The following is a 19,280-nucleotide window of genomic DNA, read 5'->3' as shown; positions in this document are numbered from 1 at the left end:
CGGGCCGCGTTCCTACGCTCTCTCTCCGGCGAGCATGCGGTGCCACAGGTCGGGGAAGTCGGGCATCGTCTTGCCGGTGGTCGCGATGTCCTCGACCTCCACGTCCTTCACCACCAGGCCCAGCACCGCCCCCGCGGTGGCGAGCCGGTGGTCCTCGTACGTGTGGAACACGCCGCCGTGCAACGGGCGCGGCCGGATGCGCAGCCCGTCGGCGGTCTCGGTGACGTCGCCGCCCAGCGAGTTGATCTCCTTGGTGAGGGCGGCCAGACGGTCCGTCTCGTGCAGCCGCAGATGCGCCACGCCGCGCAGCACCGACTCCGTCTCCGCGAGGGCGGCGACGGCCGCGATGCCGGGGGTCAGCTCGCCGACCGCGCTCAGGTCGGCGTCGATGCCGCGCACCCGTCCGGTGCCGGTGAACGTCAGCCCGCCGCCGTCCAGCGTGCAGGTGCCGCCCATCTCGGTGAAGATCTCCCGCAGCGCGTCGCCGGGCTGCGTGGTGTGGGCGGGCCAGTCGGGGATCGTGACCGTGCCGCCGGTGACCAGGGCGGCGGCCAGGAACGGCTGCGCGTTGGACAGGTCGGGCTCGACGACGAGGTCGCGGCCGAGCAGCGCGCCGGGCGCGACCCGCCAGACGTTGGGCTCGCCGCCGGAGTCCGGGGAGTCCACCTGCGCCCCGGCCCGGCGCAGCATGTCCACGGTCATCCGGATGTGCGGCACGGAGGGCAACTGGCGGCCGATGTGCCGGACCTCGACGCCCTGGTTGAACCGGGGGGCGGACAGCAGCAGCGCGCTGATGAACTGCGAGGAGGTGGAGGCGTCCACCTCGACATGGCCGCCGTCCAGCGAGCCGATGCCGTGCAGAGTGAGGGGCAGGCTGCCGCGCCCGTCGTCCTCGACGCGGGCGCCGAGGGCGCGCAGCGCGTCGATCAGGCCGCGCAGCGGACGCTCGTGGGAACGGGGGTCGCCGTCGAAGCGCACCGGCCCCTCGGCCAGCGCGGCGAGCGGCGGCAGGAAGCGCATCACGGTGCCGGCGTTGCCCACGTCGACGGTGGCGGGCGCCTGCGGCATGGCCGGAATGACGCGCCAGGACTCGCCCCGGCCGTGCGGCAGCCCGGAGACGGCGGAGCTGGAGGAGACGGTCTCCTCGATGCCGATGCCGAGGGAACGCAGCGCGTCCGCCATCAGCAGGGTGTCGCGGGAACGCAGCGGGCGGCGCAGCCAGCCCGGGTCGGCGGCGAGGGCGGCGAGGATGAGGGCACGGTTGGTGACCGACTTGGATCCGGGCACCGTGACAGTCGCGTCGACCGCGCCGGGGGCGGACGGCGCGGGCCAGAGAGTGAGCGTTTCGCTGTGGTCGGTCATGTCCCTCACTCTAGTGCGCGGCACGCCCGCGACCGGTGTTTCAGAGGTCGAGCAGCCAACGGCCGCCGCCGATCAGCGACGTCAGCGTCACGGCGTGGAAAAGTATCAGCCACATCAGGGCGGGCACGCCGGTGAGCCGCGCGAGCTGGTCCGCGTCGGAGTCCCGGGCCGCGCCCCGGCGACGCTTGGCCTGCAGCTCGAAGACCGGCCGGACGCCACCCAGCAGCAGGAACCACACCACGACATAGGCGAACGCGGCCTGCACCTCCGGCTCGGTGAGCCAGGACACCAGCAGGAACGCGGCACCGGTGAGCACGACGGTCAGCATCCCGTAGGCGTTGCGCACCATCACCAGCAGCGCCAGCAGCAGCGCGGTGGCGCCCCACAGCAGCGCGGTGATGCGCCCCTCGGAGAGCAGCGCGGCGCCGCCGAGGCCGAGCAGCGAGGGGGCGGTGTAGCCCGCGGCGGCGGTCAGGATCATGCCGATTCCGGTGGGCTTGCCGCGCGAGACGGTCAGGCCCGAGGTGTCGGAGTGCAGCCGGATGCCCTCCAGCCGGCGGCCCGTCAGCAGGGCCACCAGGCCGTGGCCGCCCTCGTGCGCGATCGTGATGGTGTTCCGCGCGAGCCGCCACATCCCGTACGGCGCGACCGCCGCCAGGGCCAGGGCGGCGGTCACGACGATCAGCCAGAGCTCGGGCTCCGGCTGGGTACCGGTGACCCGGTCCCACAGTTCCTCGACGTCAGCTATGTCCATGGTCCGGCCGATCCTAAGGGGCGCGGCCGGCTACGGGACCTCGGCCGGCACGGACGGGGACTCTCCGGTGGGGAGCGGCGACCCGCCGGCCGCCGGCGCGGATTCGCCGGCCAGCGGGGCGGCCGGTGCCACGGACGGGGCGCCGCGTCCGGGCGCGGGCGTCGCGGAGGCGAACGGCGGGGGTTCCATCTCCGCGATGTCCAACCCCGGCGGCGTGCCCCGGTCCCGGGGCCCGGTGGTGTCCGGCTGTCCCGGGCTGGCCGTGTCGTCGGGGCAGTCGTCGAGGATCGTGGCCGCGGCGTCGGCCGGGCCGGGGGCGCAGCCGGACGGATCGACGAGCGTGTCGGCCTCCTTCCCCACGCCACCGACGCCGCCCGTGACCGCCTCGTCGGCGGCACCGGCCGTGGTCTCGCCCGCGGCACCGATTCCGTCGCCGCCCTCGGCCACGGCCTCGGCCGAGGCGCCGGTCTCGGTCGCCGCCTCGCGCGTCGTCCCGGCCTCGGGCGTGCGCCGGGGCGCGGGCACCCGGGCGGGCGGCGGGCTCCCGACGGCGATGGGCCCGGGAGGGAGCACGGCGGACCACTGCCCGGCGTCGGTCGCCGACACCCCCGGCCGGGCCTCCTGCGGCCCCTCGTCGACCAGCGGCGCGGACCCGGTGGCGGTGGCCGCGGCCAGCGCCACGGTGGCGGTCACGGCCATCTTGCTCAGCACGCCGCCCGCGCCCGCCGCGGTGGTCGCGACGCCGGCGCCGGCCAGGCCGCCCGCCCCCGCCATGCCCGCGGCCTCGCCGGTGAGGCGGGCCGTGGTGCGCAGCGACCCCGCCGTGAACCAGCCGAGCGCGGCCAGCGGCAGGAGGCCGCGCAACGTCGAGTTGAGATCGACCAGTTCGAGGTAGGCCGCCCGGCACCGGTCGCAGCCGTCCAAGTGCCGGCGGAGTTCCGAGTTCCCCCGGCGCGTCAGGGGCTTGCGCGCATACGCCCCGAGCCGGCGCGCGAACCGGCGGCACTCCCCCGGCCCGGTGAGCGACGCGCTCACGTGCGCCTGAAGATACGCCTCGCGCAACCCCTCGCGGGCCCGGAACGCCAGCACGGCCGTGGCGTTCGCGCTCAGGCCCAGCCGCGGCGCCACCCGGCGCACGGGCTCGGCCTCCACGGCGGTGTGCCACAGCACCTGCTGCCAGCGCTCCGGCAGGCTCTGGAACGCCTGCACGACCAGCGACCGGTCGGCCCGCGAGAGCGCCGCGGCGTCGGACCCCACCTCGGCGGGGGCACCGGACCCCTCGGTGTCTGGCTCGGGCACCGGGAGCTCGGCCCGGGCATACGCGCCCCACTGCGCCGCCGTGCGCCGCACCATCGTCAACAGGTAGGCGCGCACCGAGGTTTCGGGCCCGCTCCCGCCGCGCACGGCGCGCAGCATCCGCGCGAACACCTCGGCCGTCAGGTCCTCCGCGGTGTGCGCGTCCCGGCAGCACAGGCGCGCGTACCGGCGCACCGGGCCCACATGCCGCCGGTACAGCTCCGCGAACCCCGCGTCGTCGCCCGCCCGCACGCGTACCAGCAACTCGCCGTCGGTCACCGCCGGGTTGTCATCGCCACTTGCCATGCGTCCCCTGTCGCCGTCGTGCGGACCGGTCACGGCAACGACGCCGACCGGCCAGAAGAAACGGTTCGGTCAAGGCGCCGCACCGCGCGCCACTCGCGCGCTGCCATTCACTCCAATGCCGCACATCCCGCCAACTCCCTCGTCGTTGGCGGGTTGTGATGCCACTCAACCAGCAGATGATGTACGACCCAACCACCACGACGCAGCTTTTTCTGCCACCCGACATGATCATCGACCAGCCGTCGGGGCTCTCCGGCATGCCCGGCACCGAGGCCGCCCGGCGGCATCGCAGAGCCCGCCGCCGCATGAAGTGGCCCAGCGGTCTGGACCGTTCCCTGTGGCTGCGGTGCGCGAGCCTGCTGCTCGCCGCCCTCGCGTCGGCCCTCGTCGCCATGCTCAGCGTGCTCGGCGGCCTCGTCTCGTACGAGCCGCTGCGCGACGCCGCCGCCCCCAGTGCGTCGGACCAACTCACCGCCTGGTGGCCGCTGTTGATCTACGGTCCCTGGCTGGTGGCCTCGCTGTCGATCCTGCGGGCGGCACTGCACCAGCGCCGGTCCCTGCACTCCTGGGCGGTGGTGATCCTGTTCTCCGGGCTGGCCGTCGGCCTGTGCGTCAGCGACGCGCCCCGCACGGCCACGGACATCGCGGTCGCCGGACTGCCGCCCATCTCGGCGCTGGTCGCGTTCCACCAGATCGTCCGCCAGATGACGCTGATCCACCCGCCCCGCCACGCGCTGCCGCGGCAGCGCGGCACCGTCCGCCGGCGCGACTGAGACGCCCGGCGCCCCGGCGGACGGTTCGCGGCAGCGTCCGGGCCTGTCAGCCCTCCGCCGTCGCGTTGTCGATGGCCCGCTCGATGCGCGCGACGAGCTCGTCCGCGTCCACCGACTCGTCCCGGGCGGCCAGCGCGGTGGCCAGCTCGCTCACGGCGGCGCGCAGCGCGACGACCTCCGAGTGCGTCCGCGTCAGATACCCCCAGGCGTCCCGGTCCCCGCCCTCGGGCCGGAACTGCCAGGTGCGGTGCGGGCTGGCGGCGTCGTCCCACATCTGCCGGGCGTCGCGGGAGTCCAGCCGGGTGTCCTTGTAGAGCGCGACCTGGCGGGCGGCGGCCTTGGCGATCTTCTCGACATCGGCGTCGGAGACGGGCATGTCGTCCTCCTCGGGATTCCAGTCGGCGGGATGCCGGAGACGTGTCGCGACGCGCTTGCGCACATCACTCATGGAGATGCCGGGCCCGCGCGGGTCGATCTTGCCCGGCTGCCACTCCAGGTGGCCGATCACGGAGGTCGTGCCCTCCTTGCCCCAGCCGTGCGCCCGGCAGATCGCGGCGGAGGCGCGCACGATGGCCTCCACCTGCTCCTTGGGCCAGGGGTCCTTGTTGTCACCGAGGTTGATGCACTCGAAGCCGTAGAAGTGGGTGTTGCCGTCGGTGTCGGCCTCGTTGTCGGCGGGGAGCGAGCGTTCGGCGATGACGGCGCTGAGCACGTCCCCGTCGCCCTTGCCCGCGTGGTTCGCCCGGCCGTTCCCGACGAGATACACCGTGCCGTCCTTGGCGATGACCCCGTGGCACAACGGCCCCGGCAGGTCGGACCGGCCGTTGTAGCAGAGTTCCACGGAGGAGCTGGTCCCGGAGGTCACCGTGTGGTGGATCATCACGCCGTGCACCGGACCCCAGGCCCCCACATGGTTCCGGTTGTGCGTGCGCCACGATCTGTGCTCGACGATTCTGACGCCCTCCCCCTTCAGCGCGTTCACCAGCTTGTCGGCGGAGAGTGGAGAAGCCATACCGGTACCCCTTCCAGGAGGCGGCGGCGCATTCCTGTTCCCAGAGTGCCACGCCACGCCCTTTCGGGGGACCAACTGAGCAAGCCCGACTGCCCTGTTGAGCGCATGGGCCGTCGACGGACGCGCCCGCGCGCGCTGTTGGGCCCCGGCACGCGCGAAGAAGCCCCCGCCGGCCGGGGCCGACGGGGGCGTCGCGGTGTTCTCGGTGCTCGCGGTGGGATCAGTGGATGGTGGGCGCGAAGATCTTGATGTCGGTGTCCCAGATGAACTCGTTGTCCGAGATCTTCTTGGTGTTCTTCTTGGTGAAGCTCTTGCTGAAGCTCTTGCCGATGTAACGGTCGTAGTGGCCGTCGTCGCCGCCGCCGTTGTTGCCGGCGTGGGCGGCCCCGGCGAGGCCGAGGACTCCGACGGCGGCCAGCGAGAGCGCGGCCATGGCAGTGCGCATGCGCATGGGACCTCCTGGAAAGGCGAGGGGGGATGCCCGGGGAGCGGGTCCGGCGGGCTTGATCAAATGCTTGCCGCCGCGGTGACCGGGCGCATCCGACACGCCCAACGGCTCAGCGCCACCACCCGGTAGCCGGTGCGGCATTCCCCCATTGGCCCCCACCGCTCGGGCAGCGGCGCCACGGGGGACGAGCCGGGACATGACGAAGGCCCGACCGCTTCGCGCGAGTCGGGCCTTGGTCGTCTGGGGTGAGCGACGGGACTTGAACCCGCGGCCACCTGGACCACAACCAGGTGCTCTACCAACTGAGCTACGCCCACCATGACCGGTCGTGCGGAGTGCCGCGAAGCCTCCCGCACCAGCCGGTTTATGAGTGTACAGGGTCGCCGGAGGTGCCAGCACCCAGATAGCTCAGGGCACGACGTGCTGGGCCGCGATGCGCTTGGCGGCCTCGGAGTCGGGGCCCGGCTGGGGCACGAAGATGGCCTCGCGGTAGTAGCGCAGCTCGGCGATGGACTCCTTGATGTCCGCCAGCGCGCGATGGTTCCCGCTCTTCTCCGGGCTGTTGAAGTAGGCCCGTGGGTACCAGCGGCGGGCCAGCTCCTTCACCGAGGAGACATCGATCACACGGTAGTGGAGGTGGGATTCCAGGCGCGGCATGTCCCGGGCGAGGAAGCCGCGGTCGGTGCCGATCGAGTTCCCGCAGAGGGGGGTCTTGCCGGCCTCCGGCGCGTGCTCGCGGACGTAGTCCAGGACCCGCCGCTCGGCGTCCTCCAGGGTGGTGCCGCCGTCCAGCTCCTCGAGCAGCCCAGAGGCGGTGTGCATGGTCCGCACCACCTCCGGCATGGACTCCAGGGCGGCCGCGGGGGGGCGGATCACGATGTCCACCCCCTCGCCGAGCACGTTCAGCTCGGAGTCGGTCACCAGCGCGGCCACCTCGATGAGCGCGTCGTCGGCCAGCGACAGCCCGGTCATCTCGCAGTCGATCCACACCATGCGGTCGTTCATGCGAACAACCTTACGTCGCTCAGCGCGACTGTCCCGCGCACGTCACTCACGGAGCGGGACGGCCGCGCTGGCCCGGGAGGCGGGGCGAGAAGCCGTCGCTGACGGGCTTGCCGCGCTCCGGGGAGGCGTCCTGCTGCCGGGCCCGGTAGGCGGCCCGGTAGGCCGCCGGGGAGGCGCCGAGCTGCCGCCGGAAGTGGCCGCGCAGCGCCACCGGGGAACGGAACCCGCAGCGGCCCGCCACCTCGTCCACCGAGTAGTCCGAGACCTCCAGGAGCCGCTGCGCCTGGAGAACACGCTGGGTGATCAGCCACTGAAGGGGAGCGCTCCCAGTCAGGGCCCGGAAACGCCGGTCGAACGTCCGGCGGCTCATATAGGCACGGGCGGCCAGCGTCTCCACGTCGAACTGCTCGTGCAGGTGCTCCAGCGCCCAGGCCACGACCTCGGCCAGCGGGTCGGCCCCGATGTCCTCCGGTAAAGAGCGGTCCAGGTGCCGGTGCGGCCCCACCTCGGCGCCGCTGCCCCGGCGGGGCGGCAGCACCAGGCGGCGGGCCAGGGCGGCGGCGGCCTCCGGTCCGTGGTCCTGGCGGACGATGTGCAGGCACAGGTCGATCCCGGCGGCGGTGCCCGCCGAGGTCAGGATGTCGCCGTCGTCCACGAAGAGCTCCCGCGGGTCCACATGGACCGAGGGATAGCGCTTCGCCAGCGTCGGCGCGTACATCCAGTGCGTGGTCGCCGGCCGCCCGTCGAGCAGCCCGGCCGCGCCCAGGGCGAACGCCCCGGTGCACAGGCCGACGATCCGGGCGCCCTCGCTGTGCGCGCGGCGCAGCGCGGCCAGCGCCGCGGCCGGCGGCGGCCCGGTGATGGACCGCCAGGCGGGGACGATGACGGTGCCGGCCCGGGCCACGGCACCCAGGCCGTAGGGGGCGCGCAGCTCCAGACCGCCGGTGGTGCGCAGCGGTCCCTCCTCGCCCGCGCAGGCGAGGAGCCGGTAGCGCGGCACCCCGGCATCCTGGCGGTCGACCCCGAAGACGGACAGCGGGATGGAGCTTTCGAACATGGGACTGCCGCTGAACAGCAGCACCGCGACGACTTCGCGGCGGCGTCGGGCAGCCAGCTTGACGGCGGGCTCGGGGCCGTGCGTTGGGTCCTGGCTCATGCTCCTCAGTTCCCTCGGTCGTCGCATCCTCTCGGTCCTGCACGTTTCCCCCGACGTGATTGCCAAGATCGAATCTACTGTGTCGGATGAGGTCGGCGGGACAAGTTCATCACTCGGCGCTATATCGACATGACAACGTGGCGCGAAGCATTCGATCAGGAAGCGTTACACGTGGGAGCAGTTGGGGGAAGTGCGCCTCACCTCACGCCTCGTCGCCGGAGGTGCGATGCGCTGGGGCGCGGCTCTTCTCCCCGGTATACAGGAGGTGTTGGCGGGGCGTGTGGGCAACGTGGTTTCACTGTGGTGAAGTTGGCTGAAAATAAGAGCTGCCAGCACGACAGTCCGACCGCGCGCCGGGCGTACGCCGGGGGCACTCGACCGTTCCAAGTGCTGTAGTCCCTTTGGCACGGACAGCGAACAGGCGCTGCTTGTCGGCCATGGCAGGGGCGTCAAGAAGGAAACCTCGGGACCCCGCGCGCCCCGTCACGCTCCGAGAGCATCCGTATCCCCGCGTGTCCGAAAGCATTGCGCGGCCCGGAGCGGGTAGGGCATGCTGCACGGTCACGGCGTCACGTCCGGTTTCAGGGGTTGTACACAACGCCTCTGGGAACTGGCCACATGACGCCGTACCCTGGAGGTGGAACCAGTGGAAGCGCAAGGAATCTCCTCGCCTTCTCCTCGTACCACCCCCATCACCGACACGCTCACGAGGTTTCCTCCCTGACCCACCGCTGAGGTCCCGATGGCTGGATACGAGTTCCCCGAACCAGCGGATCGCAGGCGAGTCGTCGATCCGTCGGACATCCCCGAGCCGGTGGACGACGCGGGTGCGACACATGACCCGGCCTTCCAGCACGGCGTGGTCGTCGGTTTCGACGGCTCCATGTCGAGCGAACGCGCCCTGGCGTACGCCGTGGGTATGGCCCGGCGGTCCGGCTCCGGGCTGATCATCGTTCATGTGGCCAACCGACTGCCGACCACCGTCTGGGCCGGCTGCGAGCCCCCCGCCCTGGTCGACGTCCCCGATCACCGCACCGAGGTGCTGGGGCTGGAGCTGGCCTGCGCCGAGCACCTGTCCGACGTGCCCTGGGTGCTGCTCGAACGCGGCGGCGACATCTGCCACGAACTGGAAGAGGTCGGCCGGGAGTACGAGGCCGACGCGATCGTCGTGGGCACCACGCACGGCTTCCTGAGCCGGGTCTTCGGCTCGGTCTCCGGCCGCCTGGCCCGCCGCGCCCGGCGCCCCGTCGTCGTCATTCCCTGACCCCCGGCGCTCCGGCCACCGGTTCGCCGCGGCCCCGGCACGTCCCGGGCGGCGGCGCGCACCGAGCATTCACCAAATTCGTCGCCCGCCGATGGTGGATTGTGCGTTTGTGATGGGCATAAAGGGGACATCGGCTGTGCTTGGGCCGCCGGACGGGAGGTGACGGACCCGACGGCGGCTTCTCCCCGCCGGCGTAATGGGCGACGCCGGCGCATATGGCGGCCCCCGGGTGTGCGTATGGTGGCACGCACTCCCCCGGGGGCCGCCGTGCGCCCGGCGGGGCGCGGAAGGGCCCTCAGCCCGCCCTCACTCCACGGTCACGGACTTCGCGAGGTTCCGCGGCTTGTCGATGTCCCGGCCCAGGGCCAGGGCCGTGTGGTACGCGAGGAGTTGGAGCGGAATGCCCATGAGCACCGGGTCCAGCTCGGGCTCGTTGCGGGGCACCACGATGGTGTCGTCCGCCTTCGGCTGCTCCTCGTGGGCCACGGCCAGGATCCGCCCGCTGCGGGCCTTGATCTCCTCCAGCGTGGCGCGGTTCTTCTCCAGCAGCTCGTCCGTCGGCACGATCGCCACCGTGGGCACCGCGGGCTCGATCAGCGCCAGCGGGCCGTGCTTGAGCTCGGAGGCCGGGTACGCCTCGGCGTGGATGTAGGAGACCTCCTTGAGCTTGAGCGACGCCTCCTTGGCGACCGGGAAGCCGCGCACCCGGCCGACGAACATCATGCTCTTGGCGTCGGCGAAGTCGGCCGCCAGCTTGGCGATCCGGTCCTCGTCGCGCAGGATCTCGCCGATCTGCTCGGGCAGCTTCCGCAGCCCCTCGATGATCCGCTTGCCGTCGGCCACCGACAGGTCGCGGATGCGGCCCAGGTGCAGGGCCAGCAGCGCGAAGGCCACGGCGGTGTTGGTGAAGCACTTGGTGGACACCACGCAGACCTCGGGCCCGGCGTGCACGTAGACGCCGCCGTCCGTCTCGCGCGCGATGGCCGAGCCGACGACGTTCACCACGCCGAGGACCATCGCGCCCTTGCGCTTGAGCTCCTGCACGGCGGCCAGGGTGTCGTAGGTCTCGCCGGACTGGCTGGTCGCGATGTACAGCGTGTCGGGGTCCACCACGGCGTTGCGGTAACGGAACTCGCTCGCCGGCTCGGCGTCGGCCGGGATGCGGGCCAGCTCCTCGATCAACTGGGCGCCGATCAGGCCCGCGTGGTACGCCGAGCCGCAGCCGAGGATCTTCACCCGGCGCACACCGCGCGCGGCGCGGGCGTCCAGGTTGAGCCCGCCGAGCCGGACGGTGGCGAACCGGTCGTCGATCCGGCCGCGCAGCACCCGGTCCACGGCGTCGGGCTGCTCGGCGATCTCCTTGTGCATGTACGTGTCGTGGCCGCCCATGTCGTAGCTCTCGGCCTCCCACTCGACGGTGGTGGGCGAGGCGGCGGTGCGGCTGCCGTCGGTGGTGTACGTGCGGTAGTCGTCGGCCTTGATGGTGGCCATCTCGCCGTCGTCCAGCGTGATCACCTGACGGGTGTGGCTGATCAGCGCGGCGACGTCGGAGGCGACGAACATCTCCTTCTCGCCGATGCCCAGCACGACCGGCGAGCCGTTGCGCGCCACGACGATGCGGTCGGGGAAGTCGGCGTGCAGCACGGCGATGCCGTAGGTGCCCTCGATGTACCGCAGCGCCTCGCGGACCTTCTCCTCCAGCGTCTCGGCCTGGGCGCGGGCGATGAGGTGGGCGAGCACCTCGGTGTCGGTCTCGGAGACCAGCTCGACGCCGTCGGCGGCCAGCTTGGCGCGCAGGTCGCCGGAGTTGTCGATGATCCCGTTGTGGACGACGGCGACCCGGCCCTGGGTGTCGAGGTGCGGGTGGGCGTTGGTGTCGTTGGGCGCGCCGTGCGTGGCCCAGCGGGTGTGCGCGATACCGCAGGTGCCGGCGAAACGGGCGGGTACCTTGTCCTCCAGCTCGCGGACGCGACCGGCGTTCTTGACCGTCTTCAGGCCGCCGCCCCGACCGCTGCTGTGGATGGCGATGCCGGCGGAGTCATAGCCCCGGTACTCCAGCCGCTGAAGGCCCTCCAGCAGGAGGGGGGCCACATCCCGTTTGCCGATATATCCCACGATTCCGCACATAGACGTTCCTCCTGCTGGTCGTTCGCCTGCTGTCTGGGCCGGGCGCGTCAGCCGTATACGATTCGCCGGAGCTGCCGCAGGGACAGCTCGGGTGGCGCCACCACACGGTGCGGCAGCTCGTCCGCGATCCGTTCGAAGATCGCCTCGTTCGTCAGCCCACGGGTGCGCAGCTCCCGGTGCCGCCGGCGGACGAACTCCTCGGCCGTCTCGCCGAAGTACGCCACGACGTCGAGGATCACCCGCGCCGCCTCGCCCCGCGCGAGGGGCGTGCTGCGCACCAGGTGGTCCACAAGATCGTCATGAGGGGTACGGCGTTCCGGCACCCCTCGATACTGGGGAACCGGGCTGTTTTTCGCAACAATCCTGCCCGATATCGGGCACGGGCGTGTCGTTCCACGTCCGAACGTGAGCTAGAGGCGGTCGATCATGGCCTTTTTCGCGGCGCTGAACTCCTCGTCCGTGAGTACGCCGCCGCGGTGCAGCTCGCCCAGCTCGCGCAGCCGGCGCAGAATCGTGTCGTGGTCGGGCGCCGCGGCCAGTGCCGCCGGTTCGGCGGGCGCCGGGAGGGCCGGCGCCTCGCGGGCCGCCAGCGGGTGCGGCAGCCGGGCGGTGACGGCCGCGGCCAGCAGCGCCGACTCGGCCGTCTCCCGGGCAGCGCGCCAGCCCCACAGCACCACGCAGTTGGGGTCGTGCGCCGGCTTGACGGGGGCGTGCGGGGCCTTGGGCACCAGGCGCAGACAGCCGCTCTCCAGGCGCGGCGGGGACCACGTCACCGCCGCCAGGTCGGCCAGCGCCAGCGCCCGGGGCCCACCGGACTTCTTGCTCTCCTCCGCCGCCCAGCCCCAGGCGATGCGGACCTCCTCGCCGTCGAAGACCATCTCGCCGTCCGAGGCGTGCAGCGTCAGCGGCACGGTCGGCCCGGGCAGCAGATAACGGTCGGCGGGGGTGTCCGGGACCTGCTCGATGACCAGCGCGTCGCGCACGGCGTCGGCCAGGTACTCGGCGACGCCGGCCCGGTCCTTCTCCACCTCCAGCAGATACGGATCGGCCGCGTCCCGCAGCCCGCCGCCCGTCGCCTGGGTGAGCGGGTCCACGCCGCCGCGCAGCCGCAGCCGCAGCCGGCCGCCCTTCCGGCCGGCCTCGTAGGACACTCCGGCCATGGCCTCCAGCGGCACCGTCACCTCGCCGAGCGCGGTGCGCAGCGCGTGCACGCCGCGGCCGTGTCCGGGCACGATGCGCAGGACATCGCCGTCGAATATCCATGTGCCGGTCGGCTGTGTGATCTCCGCCATGGGCCCCATGCTCCGATTGTGGCAGGCCGCGCCGCCGGCCGGCGCGGCACAACGGGGGCCCGCCGCCCGGGAGATGGGGCCGCGGGCCGCCCTCCCGGGCATCGCCGGTCCCGCTACGCCCCGTCCGTGACGCCGAGTTCGCGGGCGATCAGCATGCGCTGCACCTCGCTCGTGCCCTCGCCGATCTCCAGGATCTTGGCGTCGCGCCACATGCGGGCCACCGGGTACTCGTTCATGAAGCCGTACCCGCCGTGGATCTGGGTGGCCTCGCGGGCGTTCGTGACGGCCACGTCCGAGGAGTGCAGCTTGGCGATCGCCGCCTCCTTCTTGAACGGCTCGCCCGCCAGCAGCCGGGACGCGGCGTCGCGCCACGCCACCCGGGCGGTGTGGGCGCGCGCCTCCATGTCGGCCAGCTTGAACTGGATGGCCTGGTTGGCGCCGATCGGGCGGCCGAACGCGACGCGGGTGCGCGCGTAGGCGAGCGACTCGTCCACGCAGCCCTGCGCCAGGCCGGTGGCCAGGGCGGAGATGGCGATCCGGCCCTCGTCGAGGATCCGCAGGAACTGGGCGTAGCCGCGGCCCTCCTCGCCCAGCAGGTTCGCCGCGGGAACGCGGACGTCGGCGAACGACAGCTCGCGGGTGTCGGACGCGTTCCAGCCGACCTTGGAGTACGCGGGGGCCACGGTCAGGCCGGGGGTGCCGGACGGGACGATGATCGCGGAGATCGACGGCCGCCCGTCGGGCTTGCGCCCGGTGACGGCCGTGACGGTGATCAGGCCGGTGATGTCGGTGCCGGAGTTGGTGATGAAGCTCTTGGTCCCGTTGATCACCCAGGAGTCGCCGTCGCGGACCGCCGTGGTGCGCGTCCCGCCCGCGTCGGAGCCGAAGCCGGGCTCGGTGAGGCCGAACGCGCCCAGGATCTCGCCGGCGCACAGGCGCGGCAGCCACTGCCGTTTCTGCTCCTCGGTGCCGAAGCGGTGGATGGGCATGGCGCCCAGGGAGACGCCCGCCTCCAGGGTGATGGCGACGGAGGAGTCGACGCGGGCCAGCTCCTCCAGGGCGAGGCACAGCGCGAGATAGTCGCCGCCCATCCCGCCGTACTCCTCCGGGAAGGGCAGGCCGAACAGGCCCATCCTGCCCATCTCGCGGATGATCTCGTAGGGGAACTCGTGGTTCTCGTAGAACTCCCCGATCTTGGGGGCCACCACGTCGTGGGCGAACGCCTCGACGGTGCGGCGCAGATCCTCGTGCTCGGTGGGCAGACGGTGGTCCAGGGGCATCGTCAGGACTCCTTGTGGGAGAGCGCGCGAACGGTGCGGGACGGGCTGGGCCGGCCGAGGTGGCCGGCGAGCCAGAGGCTCGTGTCGGTGAGCCGGTCGAGGTCGACCCCGGTCTCGATGCCAAGGCCGCGCAGCATCCAGAGCAGGTCCTCGGTGGCCAGGTTCCCGGTGGCGGTGCGGGCGAACGGGCAGCCGCCCAGCCCGCCCGCGGAGGCGTCGACGGTGGTGACGCCGTGCCGGAGCGCCGTCAGGGTGTTCGCCAGCGCCTGGCCGTATGTGTCGTGGAAGTGGACGGCGAGGCGGTCGGCCGGGATATCCGCCTCGTTGAGCGCGGTCAGCAGCTCGGTGACCTGGCCGGGGGTGGCGACGCCGATCGTGTCGCCCAGGCTCAGCTCGGCGCAGCCGAGGTCGAACAGGCGGCGGGCGACGCGGACGACCTGCGCGACCGGTACCGCGCCCTCCCAGGGGTCGCCGAAGCACATCGAGAGATAGCCGCGAACGGGGACCTCGGCGTCGATCGCGCGCGCCACCACAGGGGTGAACATGACGAGGGATTCGTCAATGGAGCGATTCAAGTTCGCATGGGAGAACGACTCGGTGGCGCTGGCGAAGACCGCCACCTCGCGAGCGCCGTGTGCCAGCGCGCGGTCCAGGCCGCGTTCGTTGGGGACCAGCACCGGCAGCCGGACCCCGTTCAGGTCCCGCAGCAGGGGGAACAGCTCCTCGGCGTCGGCCAGTTGGGGCACCCACCGGGGGTGGACGAAGCTGGTGGCCTCGATGGTGGTCAGCCCGGCGGCGGCCAGCCGGTGGATGAACTCGGACTTGACCGCGACGGGTACGACCGTTTTCTCGTTCTGGAGGCCGTCGCGGGGGCCGACCTCGTGGATGCGGACCCGGGCGGGCAGGGTGGGGTCGGTCATCACGGCTCCTTGGGGGTGACCACGGCGAGGACTTGATCGAGGGCGACCGTGCTGCCGGCCGTCACGTCCAGTTCGGCGACGGTGCCGTCGTGCGGGGCGGCGATGACGTGCTCCATCTTCATCGCCTCCACCACCAGCAGGCTCTGGCCGGCCGTCACCACGTCCCCCACGGCCGCCTTGACGACGGTCACGGTGCCGGGCATCGGCGCGGTCAGCGCGTCGGCGCCGGCCGCTCCCCCACCGCCCGCGGCGGCCACCGGGTCGTAACCGTGCACGTGCCAGGCGTCGCCGTCCCGGCCCAGCCAGTGGCCGCCGGCCTCGGCGGCGTGCGCGAACGCGTGGCGCGCGCCGGCGTACTCCACGCGCACGGTGCCGCCCGCCGGGTCGGCCCCGCCCAGCAGCCGCGCCGGCACCGGCTCACCGGCCTCGCCGACGCACGCCTCGCCGGGCCGTACCCGGACCGTCACCGGCTCCCGGCCCGGCACCCGCAGCCGGTGCACCGTCCAGGCGGGCTCGCCGCCCAGCCGCCAGCCGGAGGGCACGTCGAACGGGTCGACCCAGCCGCTCGCGTCCGGCACCGGGTCGAGGGCGGCCTGCCGCAGCAGCGCCGCCGCGGCGTACACCTCCTCGGGCACGGCGTCGGGCAGCAGGCCGGCGGCCACGCCGTCGACCAGGCCGGTGTCCAGCGCGCCGGAGACGACGGCGGGATGGGCCAGCAGGCGGCGCAGGAAGCCGGTGTTGGTGTCCACGCCGAGAACGGTGGTCCGGGCCAGCGCGGCGCGCAGGCGGCGCAGCGCGGTGGACCGGTCGGGGCCGTGCGCGACGACCTTGGCCAGCATCGGGTCGTACGCGGTGCCGACCTCGGTGCCCTCCGCCAGCCCGGAGTCCACCCGGATCCCCTCGCCGGACGGCTCGCGCAGCAGGTGAACGGTGCCGGCCGAGGGCAGGAAGTCCACCCGGCCGTCCGCCCCGGCCCGCGCCGTCTCGGCGCAGATCCGGGCCTCGACCGCGTGCCCGGTGACGGACACGGCGTCCTGCCCGAACGGCAGCGGCTCACCCGCCGCGATCCGCACCTGCCACTCCACGAGGTCCAGCCCCGTGATCAACTCGGTGACCGGATGCTCGACTTGAAGGCGGGTGTTCATCTCCATGAACCAGTGGGTGCCCGGGTCCTCGCCGGGCACGATGAACTCCACCGTTCCCGCGCCCCGGTAGCCGCAGGACCGGGCGGCGCGCACGGCGGCCTCGCCCATCGCCGCGCGGGCGGCCGGGTCGAGCAGCGGGCTGGGCGCCTCCTCGACGATCTTCTGGTGGCGGCGCTGGAGCGAGCACTCGCGCTCCCCCAAGTGCAGAACGGTGCCGTGGCCGTCCGCCAGCACCTGGATCTCGATGTGCCGGGGCCGGTCGATCCACCGCTCCACCAGCAGCGTGTCGTCGCCGAACGCGGAGCGCGCGGCCCGCCGCGCGGCGGCGATCTCCTCCTCCAGTTGCGCGGCGTCGCGCACCAGCCGCATGCCCTTGCCGCCGCCGCCCGCCGAGGGCTTGAGCAGCACGGGCACGCCCAGGGCGCGTGCCGCCTCGGCCAGGCCGTCGCCGTGTGCCCCAGGCACCACGGGAACGCCCGCGGCGGCCACCGTCTCCTTGGCGCGGATCTTGTCGCCCATCGTCTCGATCGCCGCGGCGGGCGGGCCGATGAACGCCAGGCCCGCGTCGGTGACGGCGCGGGCGAACGCGGCGTTCTCCGCCAGGAACCCATAGCCGGGGTGCACGGCCTGCGCGCCCGCGCGCGCGGCGGCGGCGAGCAACCGTTCGATGGACAGATAGCTCTCGGTGGCCGGCGCCGGGCCGATCCGCACCGCCCGGTCGGCCTCCCGCACATGCCGGGCGCCGACGTCCGCGTCGCTGTAGACGGCGACGGAGGCGACGCCCAGCCGGCGCAGCGTGCGGATCACGCGGACGGCGATCTCGCCCCGGTTGGCCACGAGCACGGTCTCGAACACGGCGGTGAACCCCCTTACATCCGGAAGACGCCATGGGCGGGCTCGGGCAGCGGCGCGTTGGCACAGGCCGTCAGGGCCAGCCCGAGCACGGTGCGGGTCGCCAGCGGGTCGATCACGCCGTCGTCCCACAGCCGCGCGGTGGCGTAGTACGCGTTCCCCTGGGTCTCGTACTGCTCGCGGACCGGCGCCTTGAACGCCTCCTCGTCCTCCGCGCTCCAGTCCCCGCCGAGCTGGTCGCGCTTGACGGTGGCCAGCACGGCGGCGGCCTGCTCGCCGCCCATCACGGAGATCTTGGCGTTCGGCCACATCCACAGGAAACGGGGCGAGTACGCCCGGCCGCACATCGAGTAGTTCCCCGCGCCGTAGGAGCCGCCGATGACCACGGTCAGCTTGGGCACCCGCGCGCAGGCCACGGCGGTCACCATCTTGGCGCCGTGCTTGGCGATGCCTCCCGCCTCGTAGGCGCGGCCGACCATGAATCCGGAGACGTTCTGGAGGAAGAGCAGCGGGATCCCGCGCTGGTCGCACAGCTCGATGAAGTGCGCGCCCTTCTGGGCGGATTCGGAGAAGAGGATGCCGTTGTTGGCCACGATGCCGACCGGATGGCCCTGGATATGGGCGAAACCGGTCACCAGGGTGGTCCCGAACGCGGACTTGAACTCCTGGAATCGCGAACCGTCCACCAGCCGCGCGATCACCTCGCGCACGTCGTACGCGGTCCGCGAGTCCACCGGCACCACGCCGTACAGCCCCGCCGGGTCCACGGCCGGCTCCTCGGCCGCCCGCACCGGCCAGGGCAGCGGGCCGCGTTCGGGCAGGGTGTCGACGATGGTGCGGACGATGCGCAGCGCGTGTGTGTCGTCCTCGGCGAGATGGTCGGTGACGCCGGACACCCGGGAGTGCACCTCGCCGCCGCCCAGCTCCTCCGCCGTGACGACCTCGCCGGTGGCGGCCTTCACCAGCGGTGGCCCGCCGAGGAAGATCGTGCCCTGGCCGCGCACGATGACGGCCTCGTCGCTCATGGCGGGCACATAGGCGCCGCCGGCGGTGCAGGAGCCGAGGACGGCGGCGATCTGGGGGATGCGGGCGGCGGACATCCGGGCCTGGTTGTAGAAGATCCGCCCGAAGTGGTCGCGGTCGGGGAAGACCTCGTCCTGCATCGGCAGGAACGCGCCGCCGGAGTCCACCAGGTAGACGCAGGGCAGCCGGTTCTCCAGGGCGATCTCCTGGGCGCGCAGGTGCTTCTTGACGGTCATCGGGTAGTAGGTGCCGCCCTTGACCGTCGCGTCGTTCGCCACGACGACCGTCTCGCGCCCGCTGACCCGGCCGATCCCGGCGATCACCCCGGCCGCCGGCGCCTGCCCGTCGTACATCCCGTCGGCGGCCAGCGGCGCCAGCTCCAGGAACGGCGAGCCGGGGTCCAGCAGCGCGTCCACCCGGTCCCGGGGCAGCAGCTTGCCGCGCGCGAGGTGCCGGGCCCGGGCGCGCTCGCCGCCGCCGAGTCGAGCGGCGGCCAACTTCTCCCGCAGCCGGGCGGCCAGCTCCCGGTGGGCGGCCTCGTTGGCCCGGTAGGTGTCGGACGTCGGATCGGCGGTGCTGGTCAGCGTCGGTGCCTGCCGCATGCGGCCAGGTTAACGCTCGCTAACAGCTCGTGTCTACAATGGGTTCCCATGACCACGCACGCCACTCCCCGCCGGGAGCAGATCCTCCGGGAGGCCTCCCGGCTCTTCGCCGAACGAGGCTTCCACGGCGTCGGCGTCGACGAGATAGGCGCGGCCGTCGGCATCAGCGGCCCGGCGCTCTACCGCCATTTCGCCGGCAAGGACGCGATGCTCACCGAGCTGCTGGTGGGGATCAGCAGCCGGCTGCGGGACGGCGGCCGCCGCCGGGTGGCCGAGGCCGCGGAGGCCGGCCTGCCGCCCGAGGCCGCGCTCGACTCGCTCATCGGCGGGCACATCGACTTCGCGCTGGACGACCGGGCGCTGATCACATTGCACGACCGCGAGCTGGACCGGCTGCCGGAGGCGGACCGCAAGCAGGTCCGGCAGTTGCAGCGGCAGTACGTCGAGCTGTGGGTGGAGGTGGTGCGCCGGGTGTACCCGGAGCTGCCGGAGGCCCCGGCGCGGGCGTCCGTCCACGCGGTCTTCGGCCTGCTGAACTCGACGCCGCACCTGTCCCGCCCGAGCTCGCTGCCCGACCGCGACGAGATGGCGGCGCTCCTCCACCGTCTGGCCCGCGGCGCCCTCACCGCGGCGGCGGCCGGGGCCTGACCCCGGCCGGGCGCG

At 73.1% G+C, this 19,280-nt stretch carries 17 protein-coding genes and 1 tRNA gene; 3 read left to right on the top strand and 15 right to left on the bottom strand.

Annotated features, from left to right (window positions below; all coding sequences use genetic code 11):
* Positions 1-12 precede the first annotated feature (12 nt).
* From aroA to RM590_RS08135, 3 genes are read right to left on the bottom strand one after another with little or no spacing between them, the layout of a single operon-like run.
* A complete protein-coding gene (gene aroA / locus RM590_RS08145; RefSeq protein ID WP_311703714.1) occupies positions 13-1,362 on the bottom strand; it encodes a 3-phosphoshikimate 1-carboxyvinyltransferase in 1,350 nt (449 codons plus the stop codon).
* Between the two features lie 40 nt (positions 1,363-1,402).
* Entirely contained in the window at positions 1,403-2,116 is a 714-nt protein-coding gene (locus tag RM590_RS08140; protein ID WP_311703713.1) for a M50 family metallopeptidase, read from the bottom strand.
* Between the two features lie 30 nt (positions 2,117-2,146).
* Positions 2,147-3,718 (bottom strand): sigma-70 family RNA polymerase sigma factor, encoded by a 1,572-nt coding sequence (locus tag RM590_RS08135; RefSeq protein ID WP_311703712.1) that lies wholly within the window; start codon positions 3,716-3,718, stop codon positions 2,147-2,149.
* Positions 3,719-3,894: 176 nt separating this feature from the next.
* Between RM590_RS08135 and RM590_RS08130 the strand changes: the two genes are divergently transcribed.
* Positions 3,895-4,491, top strand: coding sequence for a DUF2637 domain-containing protein (locus RM590_RS08130; protein ID WP_311703711.1), 597 nt, complete (start codon positions 3,895-3,897; stop codon positions 4,489-4,491).
* A 46-nt stretch (positions 4,492-4,537) separates the two neighbouring features.
* Here the strand turns inward: RM590_RS08130 and RM590_RS08125 are convergent, their stop codons facing one another.
* The 5 genes from RM590_RS08125 to RM590_RS08105 form a co-directional block, all read right to left on the bottom strand.
* Positions 4,538-5,503, bottom strand: coding sequence for a peptidoglycan recognition protein family protein (locus RM590_RS08125; RefSeq protein ID WP_311703710.1), 966 nt, complete (start codon positions 5,501-5,503; stop codon positions 4,538-4,540).
* Positions 5,504-5,723: 220 nt separating this feature from the next.
* Positions 5,724-5,954 carry a hypothetical protein gene (locus tag RM590_RS08120; RefSeq protein ID WP_311703709.1) on the bottom strand — a complete coding sequence of 77 codons (231 nt, stop codon included), beginning with the start codon at positions 5,952-5,954 and terminating at the stop codon, positions 5,724-5,726.
* A gap of 238 nt (positions 5,955-6,192) precedes the next feature.
* Positions 6,193-6,268 (bottom strand) — tRNA-His (locus RM590_RS08115).
* 91 nt (positions 6,269-6,359) lie between these two features.
* Positions 6,360-6,956 carry an oligoribonuclease gene (orn, locus tag RM590_RS08110; RefSeq protein WP_311703708.1) on the bottom strand — a complete coding sequence of 199 codons (597 nt, stop codon included), beginning with the start codon at positions 6,954-6,956 and terminating at the stop codon, positions 6,360-6,362.
* A gap of 46 nt (positions 6,957-7,002) precedes the next feature.
* Positions 7,003-8,112, bottom strand: coding sequence for a GlxA family transcriptional regulator (locus RM590_RS08105; protein WP_311703707.1), 1,110 nt, complete (start codon positions 8,110-8,112; stop codon positions 7,003-7,005).
* Between the two features lie 742 nt (positions 8,113-8,854).
* On the opposite strand from RM590_RS08105, the gene RM590_RS08100 reads away from it, so the two are divergent.
* The gene (locus RM590_RS08100; RefSeq protein WP_311703706.1) at positions 8,855-9,376 is read left to right on the top strand and encodes a universal stress protein; all 522 of its coding nucleotides are present in this window, start codon (positions 8,855-8,857) and stop codon (positions 9,374-9,376) included.
* A gap of 306 nt (positions 9,377-9,682) precedes the next feature.
* Here the strand turns inward: RM590_RS08100 and glmS are convergent, their stop codons facing one another.
* The 7 genes from glmS to RM590_RS08065 all read right to left on the bottom strand — a co-directional run bounded on the left by glmS (position 9,683) and on the right by RM590_RS08065 (position 18,617).
* Complete coding sequence (gene glmS / locus RM590_RS08095; RefSeq protein WP_311703705.1) at positions 9,683-11,503, bottom strand: glutamine--fructose-6-phosphate transaminase (isomerizing); 1,821 nt, start codon at positions 11,501-11,503, stop codon at positions 9,683-9,685.
* 47 nt (positions 11,504-11,550) lie between these two features.
* The gene (locus RM590_RS08090) at positions 11,551-11,826 is read right to left on the bottom strand and encodes a hypothetical protein (protein ID WP_311703704.1); all 276 of its coding nucleotides are present in this window, start codon (positions 11,824-11,826) and stop codon (positions 11,551-11,553) included.
* A gap of 87 nt (positions 11,827-11,913) precedes the next feature.
* Positions 11,914-12,795 (bottom strand): DUF4429 domain-containing protein, encoded by an 882-nt coding sequence (locus RM590_RS08085; RefSeq protein WP_311703703.1) that lies wholly within the window; start codon positions 12,793-12,795, stop codon positions 11,914-11,916.
* 113 nt (positions 12,796-12,908) lie between these two features.
* The gene (locus RM590_RS08080; RefSeq protein WP_311703702.1) at positions 12,909-14,075 is read right to left on the bottom strand and encodes an acyl-CoA dehydrogenase family protein; all 1,167 of its coding nucleotides are present in this window, start codon (positions 14,073-14,075) and stop codon (positions 12,909-12,911) included.
* Positions 14,076-14,077: 2 nt separating this feature from the next.
* A complete protein-coding gene (locus RM590_RS08075) occupies positions 14,078-14,995 on the bottom strand; it encodes a hydroxymethylglutaryl-CoA lyase (RefSeq protein WP_311703701.1) in 918 nt (305 codons plus the stop codon).
* The gene (locus tag RM590_RS08070) at positions 14,995-16,995 is read right to left on the bottom strand and encodes an acetyl/propionyl/methylcrotonyl-CoA carboxylase subunit alpha (RefSeq protein WP_311703700.1); all 2,001 of its coding nucleotides are present in this window, start codon (positions 16,993-16,995) and stop codon (positions 14,995-14,997) included. The genes RM590_RS08075 and RM590_RS08070 overlap by 1 nt, the downstream gene beginning before the upstream one ends.
* A 14-nt stretch (positions 16,996-17,009) precedes the next feature.
* On the bottom strand, positions 17,010-18,617 hold the full coding sequence (locus tag RM590_RS08065; RefSeq protein WP_311703699.1) for a carboxyl transferase domain-containing protein: 1,608 nt from the start codon (positions 18,615-18,617) through the stop codon (positions 17,010-17,012).
* 48 nt (positions 18,618-18,665) lie between these two features.
* On the opposite strand from RM590_RS08065, the gene RM590_RS08060 reads away from it, so the two are divergent.
* Positions 18,666-19,265, top strand: a complete 600-nt coding sequence (locus RM590_RS08060) for an SACE_7040 family transcriptional regulator (RefSeq protein WP_311703698.1) — start codon at positions 18,666-18,668, stop codon at positions 19,263-19,265.
* The last annotated feature ends 15 nt before the right edge of the window (positions 19,266-19,280 follow it).

The sequence above is a fragment of the Streptomyces litchfieldiae genome, assembly GCF_031845365.1.
Classification (GTDB): domain Bacteria; phylum Actinomycetota; class Actinomycetes; order Streptomycetales; family Streptomycetaceae; genus Streptomyces; species Streptomyces litchfieldiae.
The sequence above is the reverse complement of the archived record's forward strand: the minus strand, read 5'-3'. Positions and strand labels throughout refer to the sequence as shown.